The organism is Nocardioides sp. LHD-245 (assembly GCF_030929495.1).
Lineage (GTDB): Bacteria > Actinomycetota > Actinomycetes > Propionibacteriales > Nocardioidaceae > Nocardioides.
This window is the reverse complement of record NZ_JAVFWN010000021.1, coordinates 1-25,870: the sequence shown is the minus strand read 5'-3', so window position 1 is coordinate 25,870 and position 25,870 is coordinate 1. Positions and strand designations below refer to the sequence as shown.

Genomic DNA, 25,870 nt, shown 5'->3' with positions numbered 1-25,870 from the left:
CGCTCCCTGCGTCTGCTCGTCCGAGACCGACGTGCTCGCGATCCGTCGACCGGTGGATCGTGGGCAACTGGGCAGTAACCTAAGCCACGGGCTCCGTCGGGGGTAGGGAACCGGCCGTCCGCTGGACGAATTCTTCGGCTTTCGCGCGCACCTTGGGCAGCAGACCGTCCACGACGAGCAGGTCGGGCAACCGGCTCCGATCGGTGTTGAGGGCGACGAACATGTCCCGGATGGTCCGCCCGTGGCCGGGACGGTGCACCACCTCGACCGGGTCGCCCGGTGCGATCAGACCGGTCTCGAGGACCCGCAGGTAGGGCCCGGGGCGGGCCGCCGCGGTGAACCTCTTGACCCAGGCGCGCGGATCGTAGCCGCTCTCCCCCATCCAGCCCTTGAAGTCGTTGCAGGGCGTGCGGACGTAGACCGCCTCGACGAGGATGCCGACGCCCGGCACACCGACCCGCAGCCGGGTCCCGATCTCGAGGGCGTTGACGTCGATGCCCTCGGTGGTGAGGTTCTCGCCGAAGTGACCGTCGCGGATCGGCCGTCCGAGCTCCTGCTCCCAGAAGTCCAGGTCCTCGCGCGCGTAGGCGTACACCGCCTGGTCGGGACCGCCGTGGTGCCGGGTGTCGGAGACCTGGTCTCCCTCGATCCCCAGCGGATGCACCGTCACCGGCCCCCGAACCGGGCGCTTGTCGATCGAGGTGCGCCCGATCCCGGCCCACTCCCTGTCCCGCGGCAGGCCGACGCTGATGGTCCGCACGAATGCCATGGCGCGAGACTACCCACGCGGCAGGACCCGGCCTCAGTCCTGGACGGCCTTGGCCACGGTGATGCACGCCGTGACGTGCTCGCGCTCCTCGGCGTCCAGCGGGCGGTGGGCGCGGACGGCGTCCTCGTACGCCCAGTGCGCGTTGAGCACCGAGCGGACCACCGCCCAGTCGCGGGCGCGGGCCTCGTCGAGCCCGGCGGCGTCGACGAGCGTGTGGAAGCGACGACGGATGCCGTCGCGCACCGACCCGGCCGCCCCCGGCGCGGCGTACTCCTCGAACCGGTCGCGCAGCATCGGCTCCAGCTCGTAGTGCGGGTCGCCGTTGGTCGGCTTCGGATCGATGACCAGCCAGGTGTCCTCGCCGTCACGCCGGCCGCGCAGGACGTTGCCGTAGTGGAGGTCGCCGTGGATCACCGCCGTCGCCGGCTCCGCCGCCAGGTCCCGGCCGAGGGCGAGCGTCTGCTCGACCAGCCGCCGCGGGATCGGCACGTTCTGGGCGTCGCGGGCCAGTGCGTCCAGCCATCCCTCGACGTACGACGCCTGGGGACGCAGCTGCGGCATCGGAGCCACGTGCAGGTCGGCGTACCGGCTCGCGACCACCTCGCAGGCCTCCAGGTCCCAGCTCTCGGTCAGGTCCTCGCGGTCCAGCCGCTCCAGCAGCAGGGCCCGGCGCCCCGGGTCGGCCCGGAGCAGCTGCACCGCACCGCGCCCGCCCCAGCGCTGCAGGGCGAGGTGCTCGTGCTCGGACTCGTCGTCGGGCAGCCCGACCTTGAGGGCGGCGCGGGTGCCGTCACCGGTCGCGACCGGCAGCACGAGGGAGCAGAAGCCGTGCCAGCTCTCCCCCTCCGGCGTCAGGTCCCAGTCGTCGAGGACCGAACGGGTGATCGCCGGGAGGCGGTCCAGCCAGGCCGCCCACGCCGGCCCGAGCGCGCGCTGACCGTCGAGGTCGGCGGGGACGGAGACGACGGGGGCCACGCAGACATCCCAGCAGAGTGGGCCAACCGGCCGATGGCGGCCCCGCTAGCGTGCGGGTCATGGGGATCGATGACGTGCGGCGCCTCGGCCTCGGATCCTTCGTCCGCCCAGCGGCGGAGACCGGAACGGGCCGGCCGCGGGTCGAGGCCGTCTACGGGTACGTCGTCCGCACTCCGGCCGGGCTCCTCCTGCTCGACACGGGGCTCGGCGACGCCGGCCCGGAGGCCGAGGCCTGGTACCGGCCGCGTCGGGTCCCCGTCGAGGAGGCGCTGGGCTCGATCGGGCTCGCGACCGCCGACGTCGCGGTGGTCGTCAACTGCCATCTCCACTTCGACCACGTGGGCGGCAACCCGCGCTTCCCCCGGGTCCCCATCGTCGCCCAGCGCGCGGAGCTGGCGACGGCCCGCGCGGTCGCCGACTACACGGTGCCGCACCTGGTCGACTTCGCGGGCGCCCGCTACGACCTGCTCGACGGCGAGGCCGAGATCGCGGCGGGCGTGCACGTCGTACCGACGCCGGGGCACGTCGACGGCCACCAGTCGGTCGTCGTGGTGTGCGACGACGGCACCGTGGTGCTGGCCGGGCAGGCGCACGACACCGCCTCGGCGTTCTCGGCCGACGTCCTCGCGGCCCGTGCCCGGGCGCTGGGCCACGAGCCGCCGCTGCCCGTGCCGAGCCCGTGGCTGGAGCGGATCCTGGCCTTCGACCCGCGCCGTGTCGTGTTCGCGCACGACGCGGCGGTGTGGGAGCCGTGACCGACCGGCGGCTACTTCTTGGGCTTGTCGCCCGCGGGCCCGGTGGTGGAGAGCGCGGCGACGAAGGCCTCCTGGGGGACCTCGACGCGGCCGACCATCTTCATCCGCTTCTTGCCCTCCTTCTGCTTCTCCAGCAGCTTGCGCTTGCGGGTGATGTCGCCGCCGTAGCACTTGGCGAGGACGTCCTTGCGGATGGCGCGGATGTTCTCGCGCGCGATCACCCGGGCGCCGATGGCTGCCTGGATCGGCACCTCGAACTGCTGTCGGGGGATGAGCTCCTTGAGCTTGCCGGCCATCATCACGCCGTAGGAGTAGGCCGCGTCCTTGTGGACGATGGCGGAGAACGCGTCGACCGGCTCACCCTGGAGCAGGATGTCGACCTTCACCAGGTCGGCGGCCTGGTCGCCGGAGAACTCGTAGTTGAGCGAGGCGTAGCCCTTGGTCTTGGACTTGAGCTGGTCGAAGAAGTCGAAGGCGATCTCACCCATCGGCAGCACGTAGCGCATCTCGACCCGGTCCTCGGACAGGTAGTCCATGCCCTGCAGGGTGCCGCGCTTGTGCTGGCACAGCTCCATGATCGTGCCGATGTAGTCGGACGGCGCGAGGACCGTGGCGTCGACGATCGGCTCACGGACCTCGGCGATCTTGCCGTCGGGGTACTCGCTCGGGTTGGTGACCGTGAGCTGCGTGCCGTCCTCCATGACGACCTCGTAGACGACATTGGGCGCGGTCGAGATGAGGTCGAGGTTGAACTCGCGCTCGAGTCGCTCGCGGGTGATCTCCATGTGGAGCAGGCCGAGGAAGCCGCAACGGAAGCCGAAGCCCAGCGCGCCGGAGGTCTCCGGCTCGAAGGTGAGCGCGGCGTCGTTGAGCTGGAGCTTCTCGAGCGCGTCGCGCAGCGTCGGATAGTCGTCGCCGTCGATCGGGTACAGGCCCGCGAAGACCATCGGGTTGGGGTGCTCGTAGCCGCCCAGCGGCTCGGCCGCCTGGCGTCCGTTGACGGTGACCGTGTCACCGACCCGGGACTGGCGCACGTCCTTCACGCCGGTGATCAGGTAGCCGGTCTCGCCGACGCCGATCTTGGCCGCCTTCATCGGCTCGGGGCTGATCACGCCGACCTCGAGCATCTCGTGCAGGGCGCCGGTCGACATCATCTTGATCTTGTCGCGGTGGGACAGCTCGCCGTCGACCACCCGGACGTAGGTGACCACCCCGCGGTAGGTGTCGTAGACCGAGTCGAAGATCAGCGCGCGGGCCGGGGCGGCGGCATCGCCGACGGGCGCCGGCACCGACTTCACGATCTCGTTGAGCAGGGCCTCGACGCCGACGCCGGTCTTGGCCGAGGTGAGCAGCACGTCCTCCGGCTCGCAGCCGACCAGGTTGGCCAGCTCGGCGGCGTACTTCTCGACGTTGGCGCTGGGCAGGTCGATCTTGTTGAGGACCGGGATGATGTGCAGGTCGGCGCCCATGGCGAGGTAGAGGTTCGCCAGGGTCTGCGCCTCGATGCCCTGGGCGGCGTCGACCAGCAGGATCGCTGCCTCGCACGCCTGCAGCGAACGGGAGACCTCGTAGGTGAAGTCGACGTGGCCCGGGGTGTCGATCATGTTGAGGATGTAGGTGCCCGGCTCGGCACCCGCCTCGTTGCCGGCGCTGACCGTCCACGGCATCCGGACGGCCTGGCTCTTGATGGTGATGCCGCGCTCGCGCTCGATGTCCATCCGGTCGAGGTACTGCGCCTTCGCCTCGCGCTCGCCGACGACACCGGTCAGCTGCAGCATCCGGTCGGCGAGGGTCGACTTGCCGTGGTCGATGTGCGCGATGATGCAGAAGTTGCGGATGATCGCGGGGTCGGTGTGACCCGGCTGCGGGGCGGAGGCTGGCATGGTGCCGCCATTGTCCCGGATGCCGCTCCGGTTCGCTAAACCCGGACCTGCACCGTCCGGGACGCATCACGGGCGGTCGGCCATGATGGGCGGCGTGTTCCCCACCCTCATCCCGCACGGCCGGACCGCTCGCCGCCTGGCCTGGGCGCACCTGCCGCCTCTCGTGCGCCGCGCGGTGGAGCAGCGGCTCGGCTCCCCCGTGGTCGATGCGGTGTCGCAGGACGGCGGGTTCACGCCGGGCTTCGCGTCGGTGCTGACCTGCGCCGACGGCACCCGGGCGTTCGTGAAGGCGGCCTCGGTCAAGGCGCAGCGGGTCTTCGCCGACGCGTACCGCGAGGAGGCACGCAAGCTCGCCGCGCTGCCGGCCGTCGTACCGGCTCCGAGACTGTTGTGGACCGACGAGGTCGCCGACTGGCGCCTGCTCGCCACCGAGTACGTCGACGCGCGGGCGCCGTACCGACCGTGGCGTCCCGACGACCTGGCCGCCGCCTCCGCGATGGCCGTGGCGATGGCGGCGGTCCTGACCCCGGCCCCCGGAGCCGCACTCGACAGCGCGGTCGACGAGTTCGCCTCGTGGCCGGCGCTGTGGGACCGCGTCGTCCACCCGCGCGGAGCCGAGATCCGGGCGCTCGCCGAGCGCTATCCCGAGGTCGTCGCCGGCGACACCCTCGTCCACACCGACATCCGCGACGACAACATCCTGGTCCGCCCCGACGGCACCGCGCTCCTGTGCGACTGGAACTGGCCGATCGTCGGCGCCGCCTGGCTCGACTCGCTGCTCCTGCTCATCGGGCCGCGGGGCGACGGACTCGACGTCGACGTCCACATCGCGGCGCACCCCCTGCTGGCAACGGTTCCCGACGAGCACATCGACGTCTTCCTCGCCCTGATCCTCGGCTACTTCACCGCGAGCGCCCAGCAGCCGGTCCCGGCCACGTCGCCGCACCTGCGTGCCGCGCAGGCCTGGCAGCGCGACGTGATCGACCACTGGCTGGCCGAGCGGCGCGGCTGGTCGGGCGGACGCTGATTTGGGCGCGATGTCGACCCGCTGTTAGCCTTGCTGGTCGCGTCTCCGCGTTCCCGCCTGCCCGCCCTCCGCTGACGAAGCCGGGGTGGTCAGGAGCACGGCGACCGAGGCGCGCTCCGGACCAGAACCAGCATTTCCCCCACCTGACACAGAGGCGAGTACACGTGGCGAACATCAAGAGCCAGATCAAGCGCAACAAGCAGAACGAGAAGCGCCACGAGCGCAACAAGGCCGTCAAGTCCGGCCTGAAGACCGCGATCCGCAAGTTCCGCGAGGCCGCCGAGGCCGGCGACAAGGACAGCGCCGCGACCCTGGCCCGCGAGGCCGGCAAGAAGCTCGACAAGGCCGCCTCCAAGGGCGTCATCCACAAGAACCAGGCCGCGAACCGCAAGTCGTCGATCGCGAAGCAGGCCGCCTCTCTCTGAGACCACCCTGCTGGCTCCGGTCCGGAGCCGCGTTGAGTTGCCACTTTCTCACTGTTGAGATACGAGAGCGGCGGTCATTGACCGCCGCTCTTTGGCATCTCAACAGTGAGAAAGTGGCAACTCAACGCTGGCGCAGGCTGGTCACCGTGAGCACCAGCCGCTCGAGGGCGTAGGACGCGTCGCTGGCGGCGCCCTTGATGTCGGCGTCGGCCTGGGCGACGGCGCGAATAGCCCGGGCCAGCCCGGCGTCGGTCCAGCCCCGGGCCTGGTCGCGCAGCGAGCGCAGCTTCCACGGGGGAACGCCGACCTCGCGGGCCAGGTCGGCGTCGCGCATCCCGCGCGGGGCGCTGACCAGTCGGGCCAGGCCGCGGGCGCTGCCCGCGAAGGCGGAGGTGATCAGCACGGCCGCCGTCCCGGAGTCGAGCGCCCAGCGCAGCTCCTCCAACGCGGCCCGGTCGCGGCCGGCGAACGCCGCGTCGGCGACCGCGAACGACTTGGCCTCGGCTCGGCCGCCGAAGTAGCGCCGGACCTGGGTCTCGCTGATCCGCTCACCCGGGAAGTCGTTGGTCAGCTGGTGGGCGGCACCGGCCAGGGATCGCAGGTCGCGCCCGATGGACTCGATCAGCGCGTCGGCGGCCTCGCGGTCGATCCCGGCGCCGAGCCGGCGCACCTCCCCCGCGACGAAGCCGGGGTAGTCGGACGCCTTGAGCTCCTCGGACTTGTGCTCGGTGACGGCCGGCAGCTTGCGGAGCTTGGCCAACACGCCGGAGCCCTTCTGGCCGCCACCGTGGACGAGGACCAGCGCGACGTCCTCGACCGGCGCGGCGGCGTAGCCGAGCACGCCGTCGACGGACTCGTCCGGGAGGTTCTCCAGGCCGCGGACCACGACGCAGCGCACCGCGGAGAACAGCGACGGCGCCGCCATCTCCCCGAGCGTGGCGAGGGTCAGGTCGGCCGCCGCGCTGTCGGCGAACTCCGCCTCGGCATCGTGCCCGCGCACGGCCGCCTTGACGTCCTCGACTGTCCGGGCTCCGAGGAACTCCTCCTTGCCGGTGACCAGGATGACCCGACCCAGCACGTCCTCGGCCCGCATGCGCCCACCTTCCCACACCCCTGCGACACGGTCCTCGCCACCCGTCACCCACAGCTCGGCTCAGCGCCGCGTGACGGCACGGAGCCCGCCCGCACCGTCGGCGACGACCGCGAGATCGCCGTCCCGGTCGGTCCGCAGCACCCGGGCACCGGCGTCCTCCAGCGCGCGCACGACCGACGTCGACGGATGGCCGTAGTCGTTGTCGGCGCCCACCGAGACCAGCGCCATCTCGGGACGCAGCCCGGTCAGCCAGCCGAGGTCCTGGTGCGAGCTGCCGTGGTGCGGGACCTTGAGCACGTCGATGTCGAGGTCGCGCGCCAGCGCCGCCACCTCCGCCTGCCCGGGCGGCTCCAGGTCGCCGGTGAGCAGCAGCCGCAGCCCGGCCGTCTCGACCAGGAGCACCACGCTCGCGTCGTTGGCGGTGCTGCCGTCGCCGGGACCCCCGACCGTCGCCGGCAGGTCCGGATGGAGCACCTGCAGGATCGCGTCGCCGATGCGTCGGGTGGAGCCGTACGGCGCGGTCGCCACCGGGATCCCCGCCTCATCCGTCGCGCGCCGGACCAGCCCGACCCCGCCCGGCGGGTCCGCGACGGCGGTCGTCTCGACCCCGCCGACCCGGCGCCCGTCGAGGACTCCGCTCAGCCCGTCGACGTGGTCGGCGTGGAAGTGGGTGAGGACGACCAGCGGCACTCGCTCGACCCCGAGGGCGTCGAGACAGTCGTCGACGGCCCGCGGGTCGGGCCCGGCGTCGACCACGACGGCCGACCGGGGGCCGACCGACACGGCCAGCGTGTCGCCCTGCCCGACGTCGCACGCGACGAGCACCCAGCCGGGCGGTGGCCAGGCGCCCGACATCGTGGACCAGAGCCGGCCCGGCACCCCGAGCACGACGAGCAGCAGGAGCACGGCGAGGAGCACGCCCACCGTGCGCGACCGGACCAGCCAGGGCAGCCCGACGGCGATCACCAGGCAGATCAGGGTCAGCAGACCGATCGCGAGCGCGCCGCTCCCCCAGCCGACCGCGGCGCCGGGCAGGTCGGCGGCGTGCTCGGCGACGGCGATGATCCAGCCGACGCTCCACCCGGCCGCCGTGCCGCACAGCCGGCCGGCCCAGGGCCACAGCAGACCGACCAGTCCGCCGGTCAGCCCGAGCACGGTGGCCGGCGCGACCGCAGGTCCGGCCAGCAGGTTGGCGACGATCGCCACCAGGCTCACCTCGCCGGACAGGCCCGCGATCACCGGCGTGCAGGCCAGCTGAGCCGCCGTCGGGATGGCGACCGCCTCGGCCAGGCCGCCGGGCAGCCATCGCGCGAGCGCCCGCGTCAGTGGAGGGCCGAGCAGCACGATCCCGCCCGTGGCGAGCACCGACAGCGCGAACCCGGCCGCGACCGCGAGGTCCGGCTGGACCAGGACCAGGCCGACCACGGCGACGCCCAGGGCCCGCAGCCCGCGGCGGCGCCCGTCGGGGCCGAAGGCGAACAGCCCGACCGTGCCCATCACCGCCGCTCGGAGCACGCTCGGCTCGGTGCGGGCGAGCAGCACGAAGCCGACGATCCCCGCCAGGCCGACGACGGTGAGCCAGCGCCGGCGCACCCCCACGGCGCGGGCGAGCAGCAGCAGCGACCCGACGACGAGGGTCAGGTTGGTGCCGCTCACCGCGGTCAAGTGCGTGAGGCCGGTGGTCCGGAAGTCCTGCTCCACCTCCTCGGGAAGCCCGGCGTCGTCGCCGTCGACCAGTGCCGGGACCAGGCCCGCCTGGTCAGGCGGCCGGTGGGCGACGGCTTGCCGGATCGAGGCGCGGACGGCCGCCGAGGCGCGCCACCAGGGATCGGGCCCTCGGATCCGGACCGGGGCGCGGGCGCCGACGAGCAGGGCGGCAGTGCCGGGGTCGTCGGAGACCGCCAGGCGCCCTTCGGCGAGCACCCGCTCGCCGAGGGCGGTCCGCGTCCAGGCCGGGTCGCCGATGAGCACGATCGCGCCGCCGGTGCGCAGTCGATGGCCGCGCGCGGTCAGCTCCCGCACCCGGACGCGGACCACCGCCTGGGGCCCGGAACGACCCTCGATCGAGCGGGGATCCGACACCACCGTGCCGACGATGTCGGCCGTGGCCCGCTCCGCCGCGAGGTCCCGGAGCGGCGAACCGCGGACCGCGTCGTGGCGCAGCACGGTGCCGGTGACGGCCGCCCCGGCGACGAGCAGGGCAGTCGCCGCCAACCGCAGCACCCCGTCGGGCGGGCGAGCCCTCCCGACGACGGCCGGACCGGCCAGGGCACCGGCGAGGACGACGAGCCCGAGGTAGGCCGCGCCGCCGAAGCGCTGTGCGGCGATGCCGCCGAGCCAGGCCGCCGCTCCCAGCAGCGGCATCCGCAGGTCAGGGACGGCGGCGGCACGGCGGGAGGACGGCAGCTCCGTGGCGGGGGTGGGCGTCGGGATCATGGCGTCACACCGTCACGTGCGGGGCGATCTGGGCGAGGGTCTTGTCTCCGATGCCGTCGACCTCGAGCAGCTCGTCGACGCTGGTGAACCCGCCGCGGGACGCGCGCCAGACGATGATCGCCTGCGCCGTGACCGGTCCGACCTGTGGCAGTGACTCCAGCTCGGCCTGAGCGGCGGTGTTGAGGTTGACGAGCGGCCCGGGCGCACCACCGCCGCTCGCCCCCGGGATCGCGGCGGCCCCGGACGACAGCGTGGCCGCTGGCGCGCCGACCAGGACCTGCTCGCCGTCGACGAGGACCCGGGCGAGGTTCAGCGGGGTCAGGTCGACTCCCTTGCGGGCGCCGCCGGCCGCCGCGACCGCGTCGGTGACGCGGGCCCCCGCGTCGAGGACGACGATGCCGGGGCGCCGTACCTTCCCCGCGACGTCGACCGTGACGGTCGAGGTGGCCTGCGCGGACTCCGTGCCGTCGGCTAGGGGCGGAGATGCGCCGCCGACCGGGGCGCGGGCGGTCACGAGAGGCGCGGCGGGCTCGGCGGAGACCGGCTCGAGAGGTGCGGGCCGGTCCCGCAGCACCCACCACGTGGTGACCGCGAGCCCGAGAGCGACCGCGATGGCCACGACCGCGACCTGGGGCATGCCGAGGGCCGGCAGGCGGACCGCGCGAGGGAGCAGCCCCGCCGGCGGACTCGGGCGCCCACGCCGGCGACGGGCCGCATGGCGCCCGGGGACCGGCAGGGCGGGCGCCCCCTCCTGCATCGCCGCCCCCGGCCCGGATCCCCCAGGCCCGGATCCCCCAGGCCCGGATCCCCCAGGCCCGGATCCCTCAGGCACCGCCACGCCCGCCGACCGGGCCCCGTCCGCCGGCACCCGCGCCACCACGCGGGTGTGGTCGGCCCACCACGGCTCGGCCGCGTCCCCCACCGCGGACCCGACCGTGCCCGGCGTCGCCTCCTCGGATGTCGCCTCGCCGACCGTCCGGGACGCAGCGGTCGACCGACCGGCGCCCAGGTCGGCCGCGATCAGCGCCAGGCGGCGGGCGGCGGCATCGGCACCGGGCGGATCGGGACGGGCGGCGGGGCGGCGTACGGGCATGGAGGCACGCTAGGTTCGTGGCCGATGACGGGGCCGGAGCGGCACGGTCGTCTGTGGACAGCGCCCCGGCGGCCCCCGGCCTGGGGAGGAACGAGGTCACGCAGCGGGACCACGGTGGCCCGTGCGCAGCCTTCGACGAGCGGCCCGGTCGCCCCCGGCGTCTACGCCAGCACCGGCGCGACGCAGATCGCGAGCATGCCGGGACCGACGTGGGCGCCCAGCACCCCGCCGAGCTCGACGCAGCGCACGGGCTCACCGGAGCGGGCGGGGACCAGCCGCTCGCCGACCTGCTCGACCAGCCGCGCCGCCATCGCCTCGGCGCGCTCGGCGGCGGCCAGGTGGGCGACGCAGACCTCGACCTGCTGCTCCCCCGCCGCCTCGACCGCGAGCGCCTCGAGCCGGGCGATCGCCTTGGCCGCGGTGCGGACCTTCGCCTGAGGCGAGATCACGCCGTCCACGATGCCGAGCAGGGGCTTGACCGCCAGCGCGCCCCCGAAGACGGCGGCGGCGGCACCGACCCGGCCGCCTCGGCGCAGGTACTCGAGAGTGTCGACATAGAACAGCGACGTCGCCGAGGCGGCCCGCTGGCGGGCGGCCTCGGCCGCGTCGGCCGCCGTGCCCCCTGCCTCGACCACGCCGAGGGCGGACTCGACGGCGTACCCCGTGGCGACCCCGACCTGCCGGGTGTCGACGCAGGTCACCGGGACCGGAGCCTCGCGCGAGGCGACGAGGGCGGACTCGAAGGTGCCGCTGACCTCGGCGGACAGGTGCACGGAGACGATCTCGCTCGCGCCCTCGGCCGCGAGCCGCGCGTAGAGCTCGGCGAACACCGCCGGGGAGGCGCGCGAGGTGCTGACGGCGCGCTTCTCCTTCAGCGCGACCGCGAGTCGCTCGGGCGTGACCTCCTCGGCGCCCTCGTCGTAGACATCGTCGTCGATGACCACCTGCAGCGGGACCACGTGCACCCCGCCGACCGCGGCGACCTCGGCCGGGACGGTCGAGGTCGAGTCGGTGACCACGACGATCGACATGCGCCGAGATTAGCGGTTGCGGCCCGGGCCGGCGCCCGTCGTACCCGGCATTCGGGTCGCTGAATCGGGAGATCCACGACCCGAATGCCGGGTACGACGCGCAGGCTCAGACGACGATGTTGACGAGTTTCGGCGCCCGGACGATCACCTTGCGCACGTCGCGTCCGTCGATGGCCTTGACCACGGCCGGGTCGGCGAGCGCCGCCGCCTCGAGATCGGCCTCGCTGATGTCGGGCGACACCTCCAGGCGGCCGCGCACCTTGCCCTGGATCTGGACGACGGCCGTGACGGCGTCGTCGACCAGCAGCGCGGGCTCGACGACGGGCCACGAGGCCTGGGCGACCGACGGCGGGTGGCCCAGCCGCGCCCACATCTCCTCGGCGGTGAACGGCGCCACCAGCGACAGCAGGATCGCGACGGTCTCGGTGGCCTCCCGGACCGCCGGGTCGGCCGGACCGCACCCCGAGTCGATGGCCTTGCGGGTGGCGTTGACCAGCTCCATGACGCGCGCGACGACCACGTTGAAGCGGTACGACTCCAGCAGCTGCGCGGCCTCGTGCACCGTCTTGTGGGTGACCTTGCGCAGCGCGACATCGCCCTCGGCGACGTCCGCGCCCGGCGACGACGTGACGTCGCCCGCCAGCCGCCACGCCCGCTGCAGGAACTTGGCCGAGCCGGCCGGCGAGACGTCGGCCCAGTCGACGTTGTCCTCGGGTGGGCTCGCGAAGACCAGGGTCAGCCGGATCGCGTCGACGCCGTACTCCGCAAGTTGTCCCCCCAGACTGACGCCGTTGCCCAGCGACTTGCTCATCTTGCGGCCGTTGTTGATGACCTTGCCCTGCGACAGGTACGCCGAGAACGGCTCGTCCCAGTCGATCAGGCCCATGTCGCGCAGCACCTTGGTGAAGAAGCGCGCGTAGAGCAGGTGCAGGACGGCGTGCTCGTCGCCGCCGATGTAGAGGTCGATCGGCCCCCACGCCTCGGCCAGCGCCGGATCGAACGCCTGGGTGTCGTCGTGGGCCGACAGGTAGCGGAAGAAGTACCACGACGAGTCGACGAAGGTGTCCATCGTGTCGGTGTCGCGGGTGGCCGGGCCGCCGCACTGCGGGCAGCTGACGTTGACCCACTCGGTCGCCGCGCCCAGCGGCGAGGTGCCCTTGGGCTTCAGGTCGGCGCCGCGCAGCTCGGGCAGCTCGACGGGCAGCTGGTCCTCGGGGACCGGGACCTCGCCGTCGACCGGGCAGTGGATGATCGGGATCGGCGCGCCCCAGTAGCGCTGGCGCGACAGCAGCCAGTCGCGCAGCCGGAAGTTGACCGTGCCCTCGCCGCTGCCCTGCTCGGACAGGTACGCGATGGTGGCGCTCTTGGCCTCGGCGACGGGCAGCCCGTTGATGTCGAGGCCGGACGTCACGCCGGCAGCGGGCGAGTTGATCGCCGGCCCCTCACCGTGGAACGCCTCGCCCTCCCAGTCGGACGGCGGCTGCGTGGTCCGCACGATCGGCAGGCCGAACGTCGTGGCGAACTCCCAGTCGCGCTGGTCGCCACCGGGCACGCCCATCACCGCGCCGGTGCCGTAGTCGGCCAGCACGTAGTCGGTCGCCCACACCGGCAGCTTCTCGCCGGTCAGCGGGTTGGTCGCGTGGACGCCCAGGAAGACGCCCGTCTTGGGCCGGTCGGTGGCCAGCCGGTCGATGTCGCTGGCCTTGCGGATCTCGTCGCGGTAGGCCTCGAAGTCGGCGCGGTGCTCGTCGGTGACCAGCTCCTCGGCCAGCTTGGCGTCGACGGCGACGACCATGAACGTCGTACCGAACAGGGTGTCGGGCCGCGTGGTGAACACGGTGACCGGCTCGTGGTTCTCGACGTCGAAGGTGACGTGGGCACCCTCGGAGCGGCCGATCCAGTTGCGCTGGGCGTTGACGACCTTGCCGATCCACGACCCCTGCAGGTCGTCGAGGCAGTCGTAGAGCTCCTGGGCGTACTCGGTGGTCTTGAAGTACCACTGGGTCAGCTCACGCTTGGTGACCACGGCGCCGCAGCGCTCACAGGTGCCGTCGGCGAGCACCTGCTCGTTGGCCAGCACGGTCTGGTCGTTGGGGCACCAGTTGACCGGCGAGTTCTTGCGGTAGGCCAGGCCCTTCTCCCGGAACTTCAGGAACAGCCACTGGGTCCACTTGTAGTACTCGGGGTCCGAGGTGTGCAGCCGGCGCGACCAGTCGAAGCTGACGCCGTAGCGCTTCATCGACGCGTACTGCGTCTCGATGTTGGCGTAGGTGTACGTCGCTGGGTGCTCGTCGTTCTTGATCGCGGCGTTCTCGGCGGGCAGGCCGAAGGAGTCCCAGCCCATCGGGTTGAGGACCTCGTAGCCGCGCAGCCGCCAGTAGCGCGAGATCACGTCGTGGATGGCGAAGACCTCGGCGTGACCCATGTGCAGGTCTCCGCTCGGGTAGGGGAACATCGTCAGCGCGTAGCGCTTCTCCTTGGTCCCCGAGGTCACCGCCGCGTCGTCGGCACGGAAGAGGTCGAGCGACTCCCAGACCGGCAGCCACTTCTCCTCGACGGCGTGGACGTCGTAGTGGACGTCGTTCTCGCTGCTCATCTCAACTCTCTCGTCTCGGTCCCGCACCCCGTTGTCGCGCAGACCACGCTCCGGACATGCAAAAGCCCCTCGCCAGGGAGGGGCCGCCGCGTCGACCGGTCTGGTCGCCGACGCGGCTAGGTAAGGAGCAGGATCATCCGCACACCCTCATCCTACTCCTCCGCCGACCCCCGGGCCCACGCCGCCCAGAGCCGGGCGTAGACGCCCCCGGCGGCCGTCAGCTCCTCGGGTGTGCCGAGCTCGACCAGCCGGCCGTCCTCCATGACGGCGATCCGGTCACACCGCGCGGCCTGGCTGAGCCGGTGGGCCACGACGATCGTCGTACGCCCGGCGGTGGCCCGCTCGATCGCCTCCTCCAACTGCCGCGCACCGGCGCTCCCGGCCTCGGCCGTCGCCTCGTCGAGCACGACCACGGGCGGGTCGGCCAGCACCAGCCGGGCGAGGGCGACCTCCTGGGCCTGGAGCGCGGTGAGCGGATGCCCGCCCGCGCCGATCGGGGTGTCCATGCCCTCGGGCAGCGCCGCGACCCAGGAGCGGGCGCCGACCAGGTCGAGCGCGGCGGCGAGCTCGGCGTCGGTCGCGTCGGGTGCGGCGAGGAGCAGGTCGTCACGCAGGCTGCCGCGGAAGAGGTGGACGTCCTGGGTCACCAGCGCGGCCGTGTGCCGCAGCACCTCGGGTGCCAGCTCGGCGGTCGTCGCACCGCCCAGCCAGACCGTGCCGTCCGTCGGCAGCCGCAGCCCGGTCACGAGCGCGCCGAGCGTGCTCTTGCCGGCGCCGCTCGCGCCGACCACCGCCAGCCGCTCCCCCGGCGCGATCTCGAGGGAGAGGTCGTGGAGCACCGGGTGGTCGGGGTGGTAGCCGAACCCCACGCCCTTGAAGGTCACCGAACGGTCGGCGACCTCGACCCCGCCCGGCGGCACCGTCCGCCGCGGCACCTCCAGAACGCCGACGAGGCGGCCCAAGCCGGCCGCGGCCGACTGCACGTCCTCCAGCAGCGCCAGCACGATGTTGATCGGGTTGAAGAGCCGGATGAACATCAGCGCCGCCGCGGTCGCCGCGCCCGCCGTCACCGCGTCGCGTGCCACCAGCCACCCGCCGACGGCGAGGATGGCGCCCGTCCCGACGTACTCGGCGAGGTTGAGGCGCTGGAAGAAGACCGTCCGCATCCGGACCGCGTCCAGGCGCAGTCCGCGAGTCGTCAGCGCCCGGCTCCGGACGGTGGCGCGGTGCCGGTCACCGAGCCCGAGCGCCCGCACCGTCCCGCTGGCCTGGACGGACTCGAGGAGCTGCTGCACCTCGGCGCCCTCCGCGCGGGACAGGGAGCGATAGGTGGGACCGGCCAGGTGCAGGTAGCCCCGCGTCGCCCACACCTGGATCGGTACGGCGAGCAGCGCGGCCAGCGCGAACCGGTAGTCGACCACGGCCAGGCCGACCAGACTCAGGACGAGCGTGATCGCGGCGCCCCCGAACCGGCTGAGCACCGCCCGCACGACGTCCGCGAGCGCCCGCACGTCCTGGCTGACCCGGGCGAGCAGATCGCCGGTGCCGGAGTCCTCGACCACGCCGTACTCCAGGTGCAGGGCGTGGTCGAGCACGTCCTCGCGCAGCTCGGCCACCGCGGGCTCGCCGACCCGGGCGATGAGCAGCTCGGCCACGAGGCCGGCCACGCCCGCGAGCGCGGCCAGCGCCACCAGGGTGACGACCGGGACGGCGACGGAGCCGCCGTCGGCGCCCGGCGCGAGCACCTCGTCGACGACCCGGCCGATCACGACCGGGACGGCGATGCCCGCCGCGGCGGCGACGACCATCATCAGCAGGGCGGCTGCCGCGAGTCCGGCGCGCGGGCGCAGGATCCGGCGCAGCTCGCGGAGGGTGGCGCGGCCGGAGGCGACACCGATCAGCGCGGTCGGGTGCGGACCCGTCGGGGTCGTCATCGCAGCACCGCCGTCGCGTAGCCGGCGCGGTCGAGCAGGGCGTGGTGGGTGTCCGCGGGCATGCCGTCGGTCAGCCAGACCACCTCGTCGCAGGCATCCAGCAGCACCGGGCTGGTCGTCAGGACGATGGTCGTCAGGCCGGCCCGGAGGCCGGTCAGGCGCTCGGCGACGAGCGCCTCGGTGACGGAGTCGACGGCGCTGGTCGGCTCGTGCAGGACCAGGGTCGGGGCCCGGAGGGCGAGCGCCCGCGCGAGGCCGACCCGCTGGCGCTGGCCGCCGGAGAGCAGATGGCCACCCTCGCCGACCTCGGCGTCGAGGCCGCCCGGCAGCACCCCGACGACGTCGGTGACGGCGGCCGCGTCGAGCGCCGCCGCCACCAGCTCCGGATCCCGTCCGGCGCCGTCGACGTTGGCGGCGAGGGTGCCGGTGAACAGCCGCACGTCATGCGGCGCGACGACCAGGGCGGCACGCAGGGCGGCGGGCTCGGCCGCGCTCAGCGGCAGGTCGCCCAGCCGGGCCAGGTCGCCGTCGGGGCGGGGCTCGCCGGTCAGCGCGGCGGCCAGGCGCTCCAGTTGCTCCGGGGTTCCGACGACGCCGGTGGCCGCACCGGCCCGCAGCCGCAGGGTCTGGCCGGCCAGCCCGAGCACGGCACCGTCCACCTCGACGGGCTGCGGGTCGGAGGGCACGTCCGCGTCGCCGTACGCCGGCGGGGTGCTCTGGAGCACCCCCGCGACCCTGGCGGCGGCGGCGCGCACGGTCGCCAGCTCGGCGAAGGTGTAGGCGACCATCTGCAGCGGCCCGGCGAGGAACTGGGCCAGGCCCAGCGCCGCGACGAGGGCCCCGAGACTCAGCTGGCCGTCGAGGGCCAGCGCGCCGGCGACGGCGACCGTGGCCGCGACCAGGAGGGCCGGGGCGAGGGCGGCGAGTGACTCGAACCCTGCGTTCGCGCGGGCGCTGCGCAGGGAGGCGACGAGAGCGCGACCGCTCACCAGTCGGAAGCGCCGGCTCGCGGCGTCCTCCGCGGAGAGTCCCTTGAGAACCCGCAGGCCGGTCAGCAGGTCGGACGCCGCGTCGGCCGCCTCCGCACCGGCGCGGCGGTCCGCGACGATCCGGCGCTCCAGGATCGCGGAGGCCCGGTGCAGCAGCGCAGCGACCAGCAGCACCCCCACCACGACGACGGCACCGACGACGAGATGGATCCGCAGCAGCGCGACGACGGCGACGATCATGCCGGCCAGCCCGGCGGCGAACATCTGCAGCACGCCCGAGGTCTCGGCGACCGCCCGGACGTCGGAGGAGGCGACCTCGGCGAGCCCTCCGGAGCCCGCCTCGTGCGGGCCGACACCGCGTACGTCGAGCAGGTGGGCCGCGACCCGGCCGCGCAGGGTGACCTCGGCGTCGGCGACCACCCGGGTCGCCGTACGGTCGAAGCAGAGATAGGAGAACGACAGCAGCGCGAAGGTCGCCGCGAGCACGACGAGCCACAGCACCAGGGCCCGGTCGTCGCGGGCGCTGACACCGCGGTCGAGCGCCAGGCCGACCACGACCGGGACCAGGGCCTCGCCCGTCTGGTGGCCGATCGCGCACACCGTCGCGAGCGTGACCCGCCACGGCTGGGCGGTGACCGCGTCGCGCAGCAGGCCACGCGCCTCGGGAAAGGTCGGCTCAGACATGGCTGTCCCGGGCAAGCGTCGGCGGGGCGTCGGCGACCGGGCGCGGCGCACGGGAAGGACGTCGGATCATCAGGCCCTCTCACGATGAGTAAGGCGTACCTTAGTTAAGGGTGTGACCCGGCGGCCCCCCAGGTCCACATCCCGGCCGGCCGACGCCACCCACTAACGTGCGGACATGACCGTTACCGACCTGTTCCGCCTCGACGGCAAGGTCGCCGTCGTCACCGGCGCCAGCTCCGGCCTGGGCGTCGACTTCGCGAAGGCCCTGGCCGAGGCCGGCGCCGACGTCGCCCTCGGCGCCCGCCGTGTCGACCGGCTCGCCGACACCGCCACCCTCGTCGAGGCCACCGGCCGCCGCGCCCTCAGCGTCGCGACCGACGTCGCCGACCCCGCCTCCTGCCAGGCCCTCGTCGACGCCACCGTCGCCGAGCTCGGCCGGGTGGACATCCTCGTCAACAACGCCGGCATCGGCACCGCCGTACCCGCCACGCGCGAGACGCCGGACGAGTTCCGCCAGGTCATCGACATCAACCTCAACGGCAGCTACTGGATGGCCCAGGCCTGCGGCCGGGTGATGGCGCCCGGCTCGAGCATCATCAACATCTCCTCGGTGCTCGGCATCACCACCGCCGGGCTCCCCCAGGCCGCGTACGCCGCCTCCAAGGCCGGCATCATCGGGCTGACCCGCGACCTCGCGCAGCAGTGGACCGGCCGCAAGGGCATCCGGGTCAACGCCATCGCGCCGGGCTTCTTCGCCTCCGAGATGACCGACACCTACCCGCCGGGCTATCTCGACGCGCAGAAGCAGCGGATCCCCGCCGGCCGCAAGGGCGACGCCCGCGAGCTGGCCGCGACCGTCGTCTTCCTCGCCTCGGACGCCGCGGGCTACGTCACCGGCCAGACGCTCGCCGTCGACGGCGGTCTCACCATCACCTGATCGACCCGTCAGCGGGACTTGAACGCCACGACCACCGACGGGCGCGGGAACGCGTCGGTGTGGGGCCAGGTGCTGGCCTGGTTCTCGAAGGTGGCACCGTCGATCTCGCCCGGGTGCTGGACCGCCACGAACAGCGAGCGATCGTCGTCGGCGATCAGCGGCCCACACGCCTCGGCCCCCTTGGGCACGGTGCAGAACTGCTGCACCTGGCCACGGTTCGGCCCCGCGACCGGCACCCGGAAGACACCGTCGTTGCTGCCGAGGACGTTGCCGTCGGTGGAGATCCACAGGTTGCCGGCGGAGTCGAAGGCAACGTTGTCGGGACAGCTGATCGGGCTGACCTTGGACTTGTCGAAGCCCCCGAACCAGGTCTCCGGCGCGGCCGGGTCGCCGCACACCAGGAAGAGGTCCCAGGTGAAGGTGGTCGCCGCGTGGTCGCCGCCGTCCGGGGTCATCTCGAGGACGTAGCCGTTGCGGTTGCCGCTGGCATTGGTCAACGGCGCGCCGATGCTGGCCCGGACCTGCGAGCCGGCCAGGGGGTTCGCCTCGTCGACCGGCATCGAGGCGGTGCCGCGGTTGGAGTTGTTGGTGAGGGCCGCGTACACCTTGCCGTTGACCGGGTTCGGCTCGACGTCCTCGGGACGGTCCATCTTGGTCGGGGCGACCTTGTCCGCGGCGAGGCGGGTGAAGAGCAGCACGTCGGCGACCGACATGCCGGGCACGAACGACTGGGTGTCGGTGGTGAGCGGGATCCAGGTGCCGGTGCCGTCGAAGACGCCGTCCTCGGTGCCGTCGCCGACCAGCCGGGCGACGTAGAGCGTGCCCCTGGTGAGCAGGTCGAGGTTGTTCGCCCGCGCCGCCCGGGTACCTCGTGCGTCGTACCTGCCGGTGGAGACGAACTTGTAGAGGTAGTCGCCGCGCTCGTCGTCGCCCAGGTAGGCCACCGCGCGCCCGTCCCCGGCGAGCGCGACGTTCGCGCCCTCGTGCTTGAAGCGACCCAGCATGGTGTGCTTGCGCGGTGTCGAGGTCGGGTCGTACGGGTCGACCTCGACGATCCAACCGAAGCGGTGCGGCTCATGCGGCTCCTTCGACAGGTCGAAGCGCGGGTCGACGCTGCTCCAGCCCTTGCCCGAGCCGTTGATGCCGTATCGCGCGTACTCGGCGGCGTAGCGGGGATCGAGCCCCGTGCCCTTGTCGAAGTACTGGTTGAAGTTCTCCTCGCCGGAGAGGACCGTGCCCCACGGCGTGGTGCCGCCGGCGCAGTTGTTCAGGGTGCCGAGAACGTTCCGACCCGTCGGGTCGGCGCTGGTGCGCATGCGCGCGTCGCCGGCGACCGGGCCGGTGAGCTCGAAGACCGTGGCGTCGTGGAGACGGCGGTTCTGCCGCGAGTGGCCGAGGCCGGCGCGCTTCCAGGAGCCGGCCGGCTTGTGGCGGCGCAGCTTGACGACCGACATGCCGTGGCTGGCGATCGCGATCCGCTTGATGTCGTCGGCGGAGTAGGCACCCGTCGGGAACATGAGGTTCTCGTCGGTGTACTCGTGGTTGACCACCAGCAGCGCCTCGTCCTCGTCCAGGGGCAGGAGGCCGACGTAGTCGCAGTTGTAGCCGAACTGCCGGCGCGCGGAGGCGACCGACTGGGTGTGCGCGTCGAACTCCGGGGCACCCTTGACCACCGGGTCGCCCCACCGGATGACGACATCGTGGTCGAAGCCCTTCGCGGTGACGAAGGCGTCGCGCTTGTTGGGCTCGACGGGAGCGAAGGCGGCCTGGCGGAGCGCGCCGTGCCCGGTCGGCGCGCCCGGCCGGCGGGGCGCCTGGGTCGCCGCGGCCGCGAGGCCGCCGGACTGGACGACACCGCCGACGACGAGCGCACCGGCGGTGATGGTGCCGCCACGCAGGAAGCTGCGGCGGCCGACGGCCTTCGCGATCTCGTCCCGGATGTGGACGTGGTCGGTCGGGTTGGGCTCCGGCTGGTCACATGCGTTCCCGCACCGGAAGAAGCAGGTCATGTGGGAGCGCGAGCCGTGCCGAGTGCCCTCGGCAGCAAGGGCGAGCAACGGCCGGTTCTCGGGACGCACAGAGGTCATGGTGGTAGGCGACCAGAGCGCGGTGAACGCCGCCCGACCCGTCGGTGACGCGCCGGTGAAGGCGGGACGCCACGTGCGCGGGGCCCGATCGGGACCGGCATGATGAGCCGCATGGACCCACGGCCGGCAGGATCGCCGCGGGAGGTGGCGGCCGTCTTCCTGCGTCTCGGACTGATCGCCTTCGGCGGTCCCGCAGCCCACATCGCGCTGATGCGCGAGGAGCTGGTCCGCCGCCGCGGCTGGGTGAGCGACCAGCGCTTCGCGGACCTGATGGGCGCGACGAACCTGATTCCCGGGCCCAACTCCACCGAGCTCGCCATCCACCTCGGCCATGACCGGGCCCGCTGGCGCGGTCTCGTGACGGCGGGTGTCTGCTTCATCCTGCCCGCGGCACTGATGGTGGGCGTGCTGGCCTGGGCCTACGTGGAGTACGGCGACACGCCCGCCATCGGGTCCGTCCTGTACGGCGTGGTGCCGGTCGTCGTCGCGATCGTGGTCTGGGCGCTGGTCGGCCTGGCCCGGACGGTCCTCGCCTCCCGCTGGCTGGCGCTGCTCGCCGGAGTCGCGCTGGCGGCGTACCTGCTGGGCACGCCGGAGCTCGCCGTCCTCTTCGGCGGCGCGGTTGTCGCCGCCCTGGCGCACGCCGTCCGCGCCCTCGCGCGCCGTGGCGACCACGCGTTGCTCGGCCTCCCCCTCCTCGCCCTGGCGGCGCCTCCTGACGGCCGCCTGCCCGAGCTGTTCTGGACGATGCTCAAGATCGGGGCGGTCCTCTACGGCAGCGGGTACGTGCTCATCGCGTTCCTGGAGGGCGACTTCGTCGACCGCCTCGGCTGGGTCACCCAGCAGCAGCTCCTCGACGCGGTGTCGATCGGCCAGGTCACGCCGGGACCGGTGTTCACCACCGCGACCTTCCTCGGGTACCTCGTCGCGGGCCTGCCCGGTGCGGTGGTCGCGACCGTCGCGATCTTCCTGCCGTCGTTCGTGTTCGTCGGCCTGCTCACCCGGCTGACCGACTGGCTGCGCTCGCGCGCCTGGACGGCGGCGCTGCTCGACGGGCTCAACGCCACCGCCCTGGCGCTGATGGCGGGCGTGGCCCTCCAGCTGGGTCGCACCGGCCTGGTCGACGTCCTCACCGTCGTCCTGGCGGCCGGCACGCTGGTCCTGTTGTGGCGGACCCGGCTCAACAGCGCCTGGTTCATCGCGGCCGGCGCGGTGGTGGGGGTGCTCCGCTACCTGACCGGGTGATGGCTGGTCATCGAGATCCGGTTGAAGGTGTTCATCGTGAGCGCCACCCAGGCGACCGCGGCGAAGGCGTCGTCGCCGAGCACCGTGCGGCTCTCCCCCTCGGTACGACGGCGCTGCTCCGGGTCGGGCAGCAGGGTGACCGACTCCGCCAGGGCGAGCGCGGCCCGCTCCTGCACGGTGAACAGGCCGGTCTCCGACCATGCCGGCAGCAGGGCGAGCCGTCGCTCCGACTCCCCCGCCCGCACGGCGCGCCGCTGGTGCAGGTCGATGCAGAAGGCACAGCCGTTGAGCTGCGAGACCCGCAGGTTGACCAGCTCGACGAGGAGCCGGTCGAGGCCGGCGGACTCGGCCGCGATGCCGGCCTCGCGGGCGAGGTCGGTCGCGGCGGCGTACGCGGCGGGGACGGCCTTGTCGAGGAAGAGCGGAGCGGTCGCGGGGTGGTTCATGCCACCGGGTCGTTGATGTCGTCGTACTCGGGGTGCTTGGTGAGCCACTTCGCGACATAGGGGCAGTGCGCGATGATCCGCTTGCCCTGCGCCCGGACGTCGGCCAACGCCATGGTCACCAGCTCGCCGGCGAGTCCGCGGCCGGCGTACGCGTCGTCGACCTCGGTGTGCACGAAGTCGACGTGCACGCCGTCGGGCAGCCGGTACTGCGTGAAGCCCGCGAGCGTCTCGCCGTCGCGGATCGCGTAGCGGCGCCTCTCGGGGACGTGGACGTAGGTGATGCCGCTGTTGTCCGGAGCCTCGCTCATGCACCCATCCTGCCGGTCGAACGGCGAAAAGACACGGAGGCCGCCCCGGCACGGGGCGGCCTCCGGTCAGGGGGTCACACGGTCAGCGCAGGTCCCAGCGGTCGGCGTCCATGACCTTGGTCCAGGCGGCGACGAAGTCGCGGACGAACTTCTCCTTGGCGTCGTCGCTGGCGTAGACCTCGGCGAGGGCACGCAGCTCGGAGTTCGAGCCGAACACCAGGTCGTTGCGGCTGCCGGTCCAGGTGCGGCCGTCCTCGGCGGCGCCGCGGAAGACCTCCTCCGAGGAGTCGACGGCGGTCCACGTCGTATCGAGCTCGAGCAGGTTGACGAAGAAGTCGTTCGTCAGCTCGCCCACGCGGTCGGTGAGGACACCCAGGTCCGAGCCGTCCCAGTTGGTGCCGAGCACGCGGAGGCCGCCGATGAGGACGGTGAGCTCCGGCGCGCTGAGGCCCAGCAGGTTGGCGCGGTCGACGAGCGCGAACTCGCTGGGGTACTTGCTCGACTTCGGCAGGTAGTTGCGGAAGCCGTCGGCCTTGGGCTCGAGGTAGCCGAACGACTCGACGTCGGTCTGCTCCTGCGTGGCGTCGCCACGCCCCGTGGTGGTGGTGACCGTGACGTTCACGCCCGCCGCGGCGGCGGCCTGCTCGACACCCACGGAGCCGGCGATCACGATCGTGTCGGCCAGCGAGGCACCGTGGGCGGTCGCGATCTCCTGCAGGGTCGCCAGGATCGGCGCGAGCTCGGCCGGGCGGTTGACCGCCCAGGACCGCTGCGGCTCCAGCGCGATGCGGGCGCCGTTGGCACCACCCCGCTTGTCGGAGCTGCGGTACGTCGACGCGGAGGCCCACGCCGTCGAGACGAGTTGCGACACGGACAGGCCGGCCTCGGCGATCGCGTTCTTGAGCCCGGTGACCTGGGCGTCGGTGAGCGCGGTGCCGGCGGGAATCGGGTCCTGCCAGACGAAGTCCTCGGCCGGGACGTCGGCGCCGAGGTAGCGCGACTTCGGGCCCATGTCACGGTGGGTCAGCTTGAACCACGCGCGGGCGTAGGCGTCGGTGAAGGCGTCCTGGTCGTCCTTGAAGCGCAGGGAGATCTCGCGCATCTCCGGGTCCTCGCGCAAGGCGATGTCGGAGGTCAGCATGCGCGGCTCACGCTTCCCGTCACCGAACGACTCGGGCACCAGGTCGGCGCCGCCGTTGTTCTTGGGGCGCCACTGCTGCGCGCCGGCGGGCGAGTTGAAGAGCTCCCACTCGTAGCCGAAGAGGATGTGGAAGAACTCGTTGTCCCAGCGGGTCGGGTGGTAGGTCCAGGTGACCTCGAGGCCGGAGGTGATGGCGTCGATGCCCTTGCCCGAGGCGTGCGAGGACTTCCAGCCCAGGCCCTGCTCCTCGATCGGGGCGGCCTCCGGCTCGGGGCCGACGGCCTCGGCCGGTCCGTTGCCGTGGGTCTTGCCGAAGGTGTGGCCACCGGCGATGAGCGCCACGGTCTCCTCGACCGTCATGCCCATCCGACCGAAGGTCTCCTTGATGTCGACGGCCGACGCCACCGGGTCCGGGTTGCCGTTGGGGCCCTCGGGGTTGACGTAGATCAGGCCCATCTGGACCGCGGCGAGCGGGTCCTCGAGGTCGCGCTCACCGGTGTAGCGCTCGTCCTCGAGCCACTCCGCCTCGGGGCCCCAGTAGATGTCGTCGTCCGGCTCCCACACGTCGGAGCGGCCGCCGCCGAAGCCGAAGATCGGGAAGCCCATGTCCTCCTGGGCGACATTGCCGGCGAGGATCATCAGGTCGCCCCACGAGAGGGACTTGCCGTACTTCTTCTTGACCGGCCACAGCAGGCGGCGGGCCTTGTCGAGGTTGCCGTTGTCGGGCCAGGAGTTGGTCGGCGCGAAGCGCTGCTGACCGTGTCCGGCGCCGCCCCGGCCGTCGGTGGCGCGGTAGGTGCCGGCGGCGTGCCACGCCATCCGCACGAAGAGCGGGCCGTAGTGGCCGAAGTCGGCCGGCCAGAAGTCCTTGGAGTCGGTGAGCACGGCCTTGACGTCGGCCTTGACCTCGTCGAGGTCGAGCGCCAGGAAGGCGGCCTTGTAGTCGAAGTCGGCGCCGAACGGGTCGGCCACGGCCGGGTTCTTCGCCAGGATCTTCAGGTTGAGCCTGTTGGGCCACCACTGCTGGTTGGCGGAGCCCTGGGTAGGGTGGGGCAGACCATGCATGACCGGGCACTTGCCGGCCGCCTGCTGCGCGTCCTGCGGCTCCTCCGTGACGAGGGGCTCTGTGTGCTGGTTGTTGTCGGGCATTCGGGAACCTTTCCGGGGACCTGTCGTACCTACTGGGGGCGGGATGTGCAGTCGGGGCAGAGGCCCCAATAGATGACCTCGGCCTCGTCGATCACGAAGCCGTGGGAGTCGGAGGCGGTCAGGCACGGCACGTGGCCGACCGCGCAGTCCACGTCGGCGATCTCACCGCAGGAGCGGCAGACCACGTGGTGGTGGTTGTCGCCGGTGCGCGTCTCGTAGCGCGCGACGGATCCGGCGGGCTTGATGCTGCGCACGAGACCGGCGTCGGTGAGCGTGTGCAGCGAGTCGTACACCGCCTGGTGGGACACCTCGGGCAGCAGCGCGCGCGCGGACGCGATGATCGACTCCGTGTCCGCGTGGGGGTGCGCGTGCACCGCCTCCAGGACCGCGAGCCGGGGCCGCGTGACCCGGAGCGCGACCTCTCGCAGCTGCTGCTGGAAGTCGGGCACGGACATGACTCCAGCATGCCATCTTTCTTGAATCAGTCAAGATCGGCAGGGGGTGTGTCGCCGCCCGATCGAGGCTGTCGGCACGGTCGCCGCCCGCGCGGCCCGACTGCGGAGGCGGTCGGCGGGTACTGCCCTGCCATGGACATCTCACCCGCCTGGCTGATCCTCGGCGTGGTCATCGCCGCGTTCATCGTCCTGGGCCTGGTCTGGGCGTTCGTCGCCGACCGTCGGCGCAACGAGGACGTCGCGCACGACCCCGAGCGCGTCGATCCCACGGCCGACCGAACCGACCACACCCCGCCCGGCGAGCCCGCCGACCCCGACCGGGACCGTCTCCACGTCGACCCCCGGCACCGGGGGCCGAGCGAGATCTGACCACCCCCGGACGACACGGACGGCCGGCTCCCGCCGATGGCGG

General features: G+C 73.0%; 21 protein-coding genes. 6 read left to right on the top strand and 15 right to left on the bottom strand.

Annotation, left to right across the window (positions count from 1 at the left end):
- Positions 1–79: 79 nt before the first annotated feature.
- Together RB608_RS25530 and RB608_RS25525 are read right to left on the bottom strand one after the other, a co-directional pair.
- A complete protein-coding gene (locus tag RB608_RS25530) occupies positions 80–769 on the bottom strand; it encodes an MOSC domain-containing protein (RefSeq protein ID WP_308090905.1) in 690 nt (229 codons plus the stop codon).
- Between the two features lie 33 nt (positions 770–802).
- Entirely contained in the window at positions 803–1,744 is a 942-nt protein-coding gene (locus RB608_RS25525) for an aminoglycoside phosphotransferase family protein (protein ID WP_308090904.1), read from the bottom strand.
- 59 nt (positions 1,745–1,803) lie between these two features.
- Here RB608_RS25525 and RB608_RS25520 point away from each other — a divergent pair, with 59 nt between their 5' ends.
- On the top strand, positions 1,804–2,499 hold the full coding sequence (locus RB608_RS25520) for an MBL fold metallo-hydrolase (RefSeq protein ID WP_308090903.1): 696 nt from the start codon (positions 1,804–1,806) through the stop codon (positions 2,497–2,499).
- Between the two features lie 11 nt (positions 2,500–2,510).
- Here the strand turns inward: RB608_RS25520 and lepA are convergent, their stop codons facing one another.
- Positions 2,511–4,382 (bottom strand): translation elongation factor 4, encoded by a 1,872-nt coding sequence (gene lepA, locus RB608_RS25515; RefSeq protein ID WP_308090902.1) that lies wholly within the window; start codon positions 4,380–4,382, stop codon positions 2,511–2,513.
- 94 nt (positions 4,383–4,476) lie between these two features.
- Between lepA and RB608_RS25510 the strand changes: the two genes are divergently transcribed.
- Both RB608_RS25510 and rpsT read left to right on the top strand, forming a co-directional pair.
- Positions 4,477–5,409, top strand: coding sequence for a phosphotransferase (locus RB608_RS25510; protein WP_308090901.1), 933 nt, complete (start codon positions 4,477–4,479; stop codon positions 5,407–5,409).
- A 164-nt stretch (positions 5,410–5,573) separates the two neighbouring features.
- Positions 5,574–5,834 carry a 30S ribosomal protein S20 gene (gene rpsT / locus RB608_RS25505; RefSeq protein ID WP_308090900.1) on the top strand — a complete coding sequence of 87 codons (261 nt, stop codon included), beginning with the start codon at positions 5,574–5,576 and terminating at the stop codon, positions 5,832–5,834.
- Between the two features lie 121 nt (positions 5,835–5,955).
- Here the strand turns inward: rpsT and holA are convergent, their stop codons facing one another.
- From holA to RB608_RS25470, 7 genes are all read right to left on the bottom strand, one after another.
- On the bottom strand, positions 5,956–6,927 hold the full coding sequence (gene holA / locus RB608_RS25500; protein ID WP_308090899.1) for a DNA polymerase III subunit delta: 972 nt from the start codon (positions 6,925–6,927) through the stop codon (positions 5,956–5,958).
- Positions 6,928–6,987: 60 nt separating this feature from the next.
- A complete protein-coding gene (locus tag RB608_RS25495; protein WP_308090898.1) occupies positions 6,988–9,363 on the bottom strand; it encodes a ComEC/Rec2 family competence protein in 2,376 nt (791 codons plus the stop codon).
- Between the two features lie 4 nt (positions 9,364–9,367).
- Positions 9,368–10,456 carry a helix-hairpin-helix domain-containing protein gene (locus tag RB608_RS25490; protein ID WP_308090897.1) on the bottom strand — a complete coding sequence of 363 codons (1,089 nt, stop codon included), beginning with the start codon at positions 10,454–10,456 and terminating at the stop codon, positions 9,368–9,370.
- Between the two features lie 161 nt (positions 10,457–10,617).
- Complete coding sequence (locus RB608_RS25485) at positions 10,618–11,487, bottom strand: DegV family protein (protein ID WP_308090896.1); 870 nt, start codon at positions 11,485–11,487, stop codon at positions 10,618–10,620.
- A gap of 106 nt (positions 11,488–11,593) precedes the next feature.
- Positions 11,594–14,083: a leucine--tRNA ligase gene (leuS, locus tag RB608_RS25480; protein WP_308090895.1), complete on the bottom strand. Its 2,490-nt coding sequence runs from the start codon at positions 14,081–14,083 to the stop codon at positions 11,594–11,596.
- A gap of 152 nt (positions 14,084–14,235) precedes the next feature.
- On the bottom strand, positions 14,236–16,017 hold the full coding sequence (locus tag RB608_RS25475; protein ID WP_308090894.1) for an ABC transporter ATP-binding protein: 1,782 nt from the start codon (positions 16,015–16,017) through the stop codon (positions 14,236–14,238).
- Positions 16,014–17,690, bottom strand: a complete 1,677-nt coding sequence (locus tag RB608_RS25470; RefSeq protein WP_308090893.1) for an ABC transporter ATP-binding protein — start codon at positions 17,688–17,690, stop codon at positions 16,014–16,016. The genes RB608_RS25475 and RB608_RS25470 overlap by 4 nt, the downstream gene beginning before the upstream one ends.
- Before the next feature lie 175 nt (positions 17,691–17,865).
- Here RB608_RS25470 and RB608_RS25465 point away from each other — a divergent pair, with 175 nt between their 5' ends.
- Positions 17,866–18,627 (top strand): 3-oxoacyl-ACP reductase family protein, encoded by a 762-nt coding sequence (locus RB608_RS25465; RefSeq protein WP_308090892.1) that lies wholly within the window; start codon positions 17,866–17,868, stop codon positions 18,625–18,627.
- Positions 18,628–18,635: 8 nt separating this feature from the next.
- Here the strand turns inward: RB608_RS25465 and RB608_RS25460 are convergent, their stop codons facing one another.
- Complete coding sequence (locus RB608_RS25460) at positions 18,636–20,714, bottom strand: PhoX family phosphatase (protein ID WP_308090891.1); 2,079 nt, start codon at positions 20,712–20,714, stop codon at positions 18,636–18,638.
- Between the two features lie 111 nt (positions 20,715–20,825).
- Between RB608_RS25460 and chrA the strand changes: the two genes are divergently transcribed.
- Positions 20,826–21,959: a chromate efflux transporter gene (chrA, locus tag RB608_RS25455; RefSeq protein WP_308090890.1), complete on the top strand. Its 1,134-nt coding sequence runs from the start codon at positions 20,826–20,828 to the stop codon at positions 21,957–21,959.
- On the opposite strand, the gene RB608_RS25450 is transcribed toward chrA, so the two are convergent.
- The 4 genes from RB608_RS25450 to RB608_RS25435 form a co-directional block, all read right to left on the bottom strand.
- Positions 21,944–22,405 carry a carboxymuconolactone decarboxylase family protein gene (locus RB608_RS25450; RefSeq protein WP_308090889.1) on the bottom strand — a complete coding sequence of 154 codons (462 nt, stop codon included), beginning with the start codon at positions 22,403–22,405 and terminating at the stop codon, positions 21,944–21,946. The two genes, chrA and RB608_RS25450, sit on opposite strands and share 16 nt — an antisense overlap.
- A complete protein-coding gene (locus tag RB608_RS25445) occupies positions 22,402–22,713 on the bottom strand; it encodes a GNAT family N-acetyltransferase (RefSeq protein WP_308090888.1) in 312 nt (103 codons plus the stop codon). The genes RB608_RS25450 and RB608_RS25445 overlap by 4 nt, the downstream gene beginning before the upstream one ends.
- A gap of 82 nt (positions 22,714–22,795) precedes the next feature.
- Complete coding sequence (gene katG / locus RB608_RS25440) at positions 22,796–25,003, bottom strand: catalase/peroxidase HPI (RefSeq protein WP_308090887.1); 2,208 nt, start codon at positions 25,001–25,003, stop codon at positions 22,796–22,798.
- Between the two features lie 29 nt (positions 25,004–25,032).
- On the bottom strand, positions 25,033–25,458 hold the full coding sequence (locus RB608_RS25435; protein WP_308090886.1) for a Fur family transcriptional regulator: 426 nt from the start codon (positions 25,456–25,458) through the stop codon (positions 25,033–25,035).
- Between the two features lie 132 nt (positions 25,459–25,590).
- On the opposite strand from RB608_RS25435, the gene RB608_RS25430 reads away from it, so the two are divergent.
- Positions 25,591–25,827, top strand: coding sequence for a hypothetical protein (locus RB608_RS25430; protein ID WP_308090885.1), 237 nt, complete (start codon positions 25,591–25,593; stop codon positions 25,825–25,827).
- Positions 25,828–25,870 lie beyond the last annotated feature (43 nt).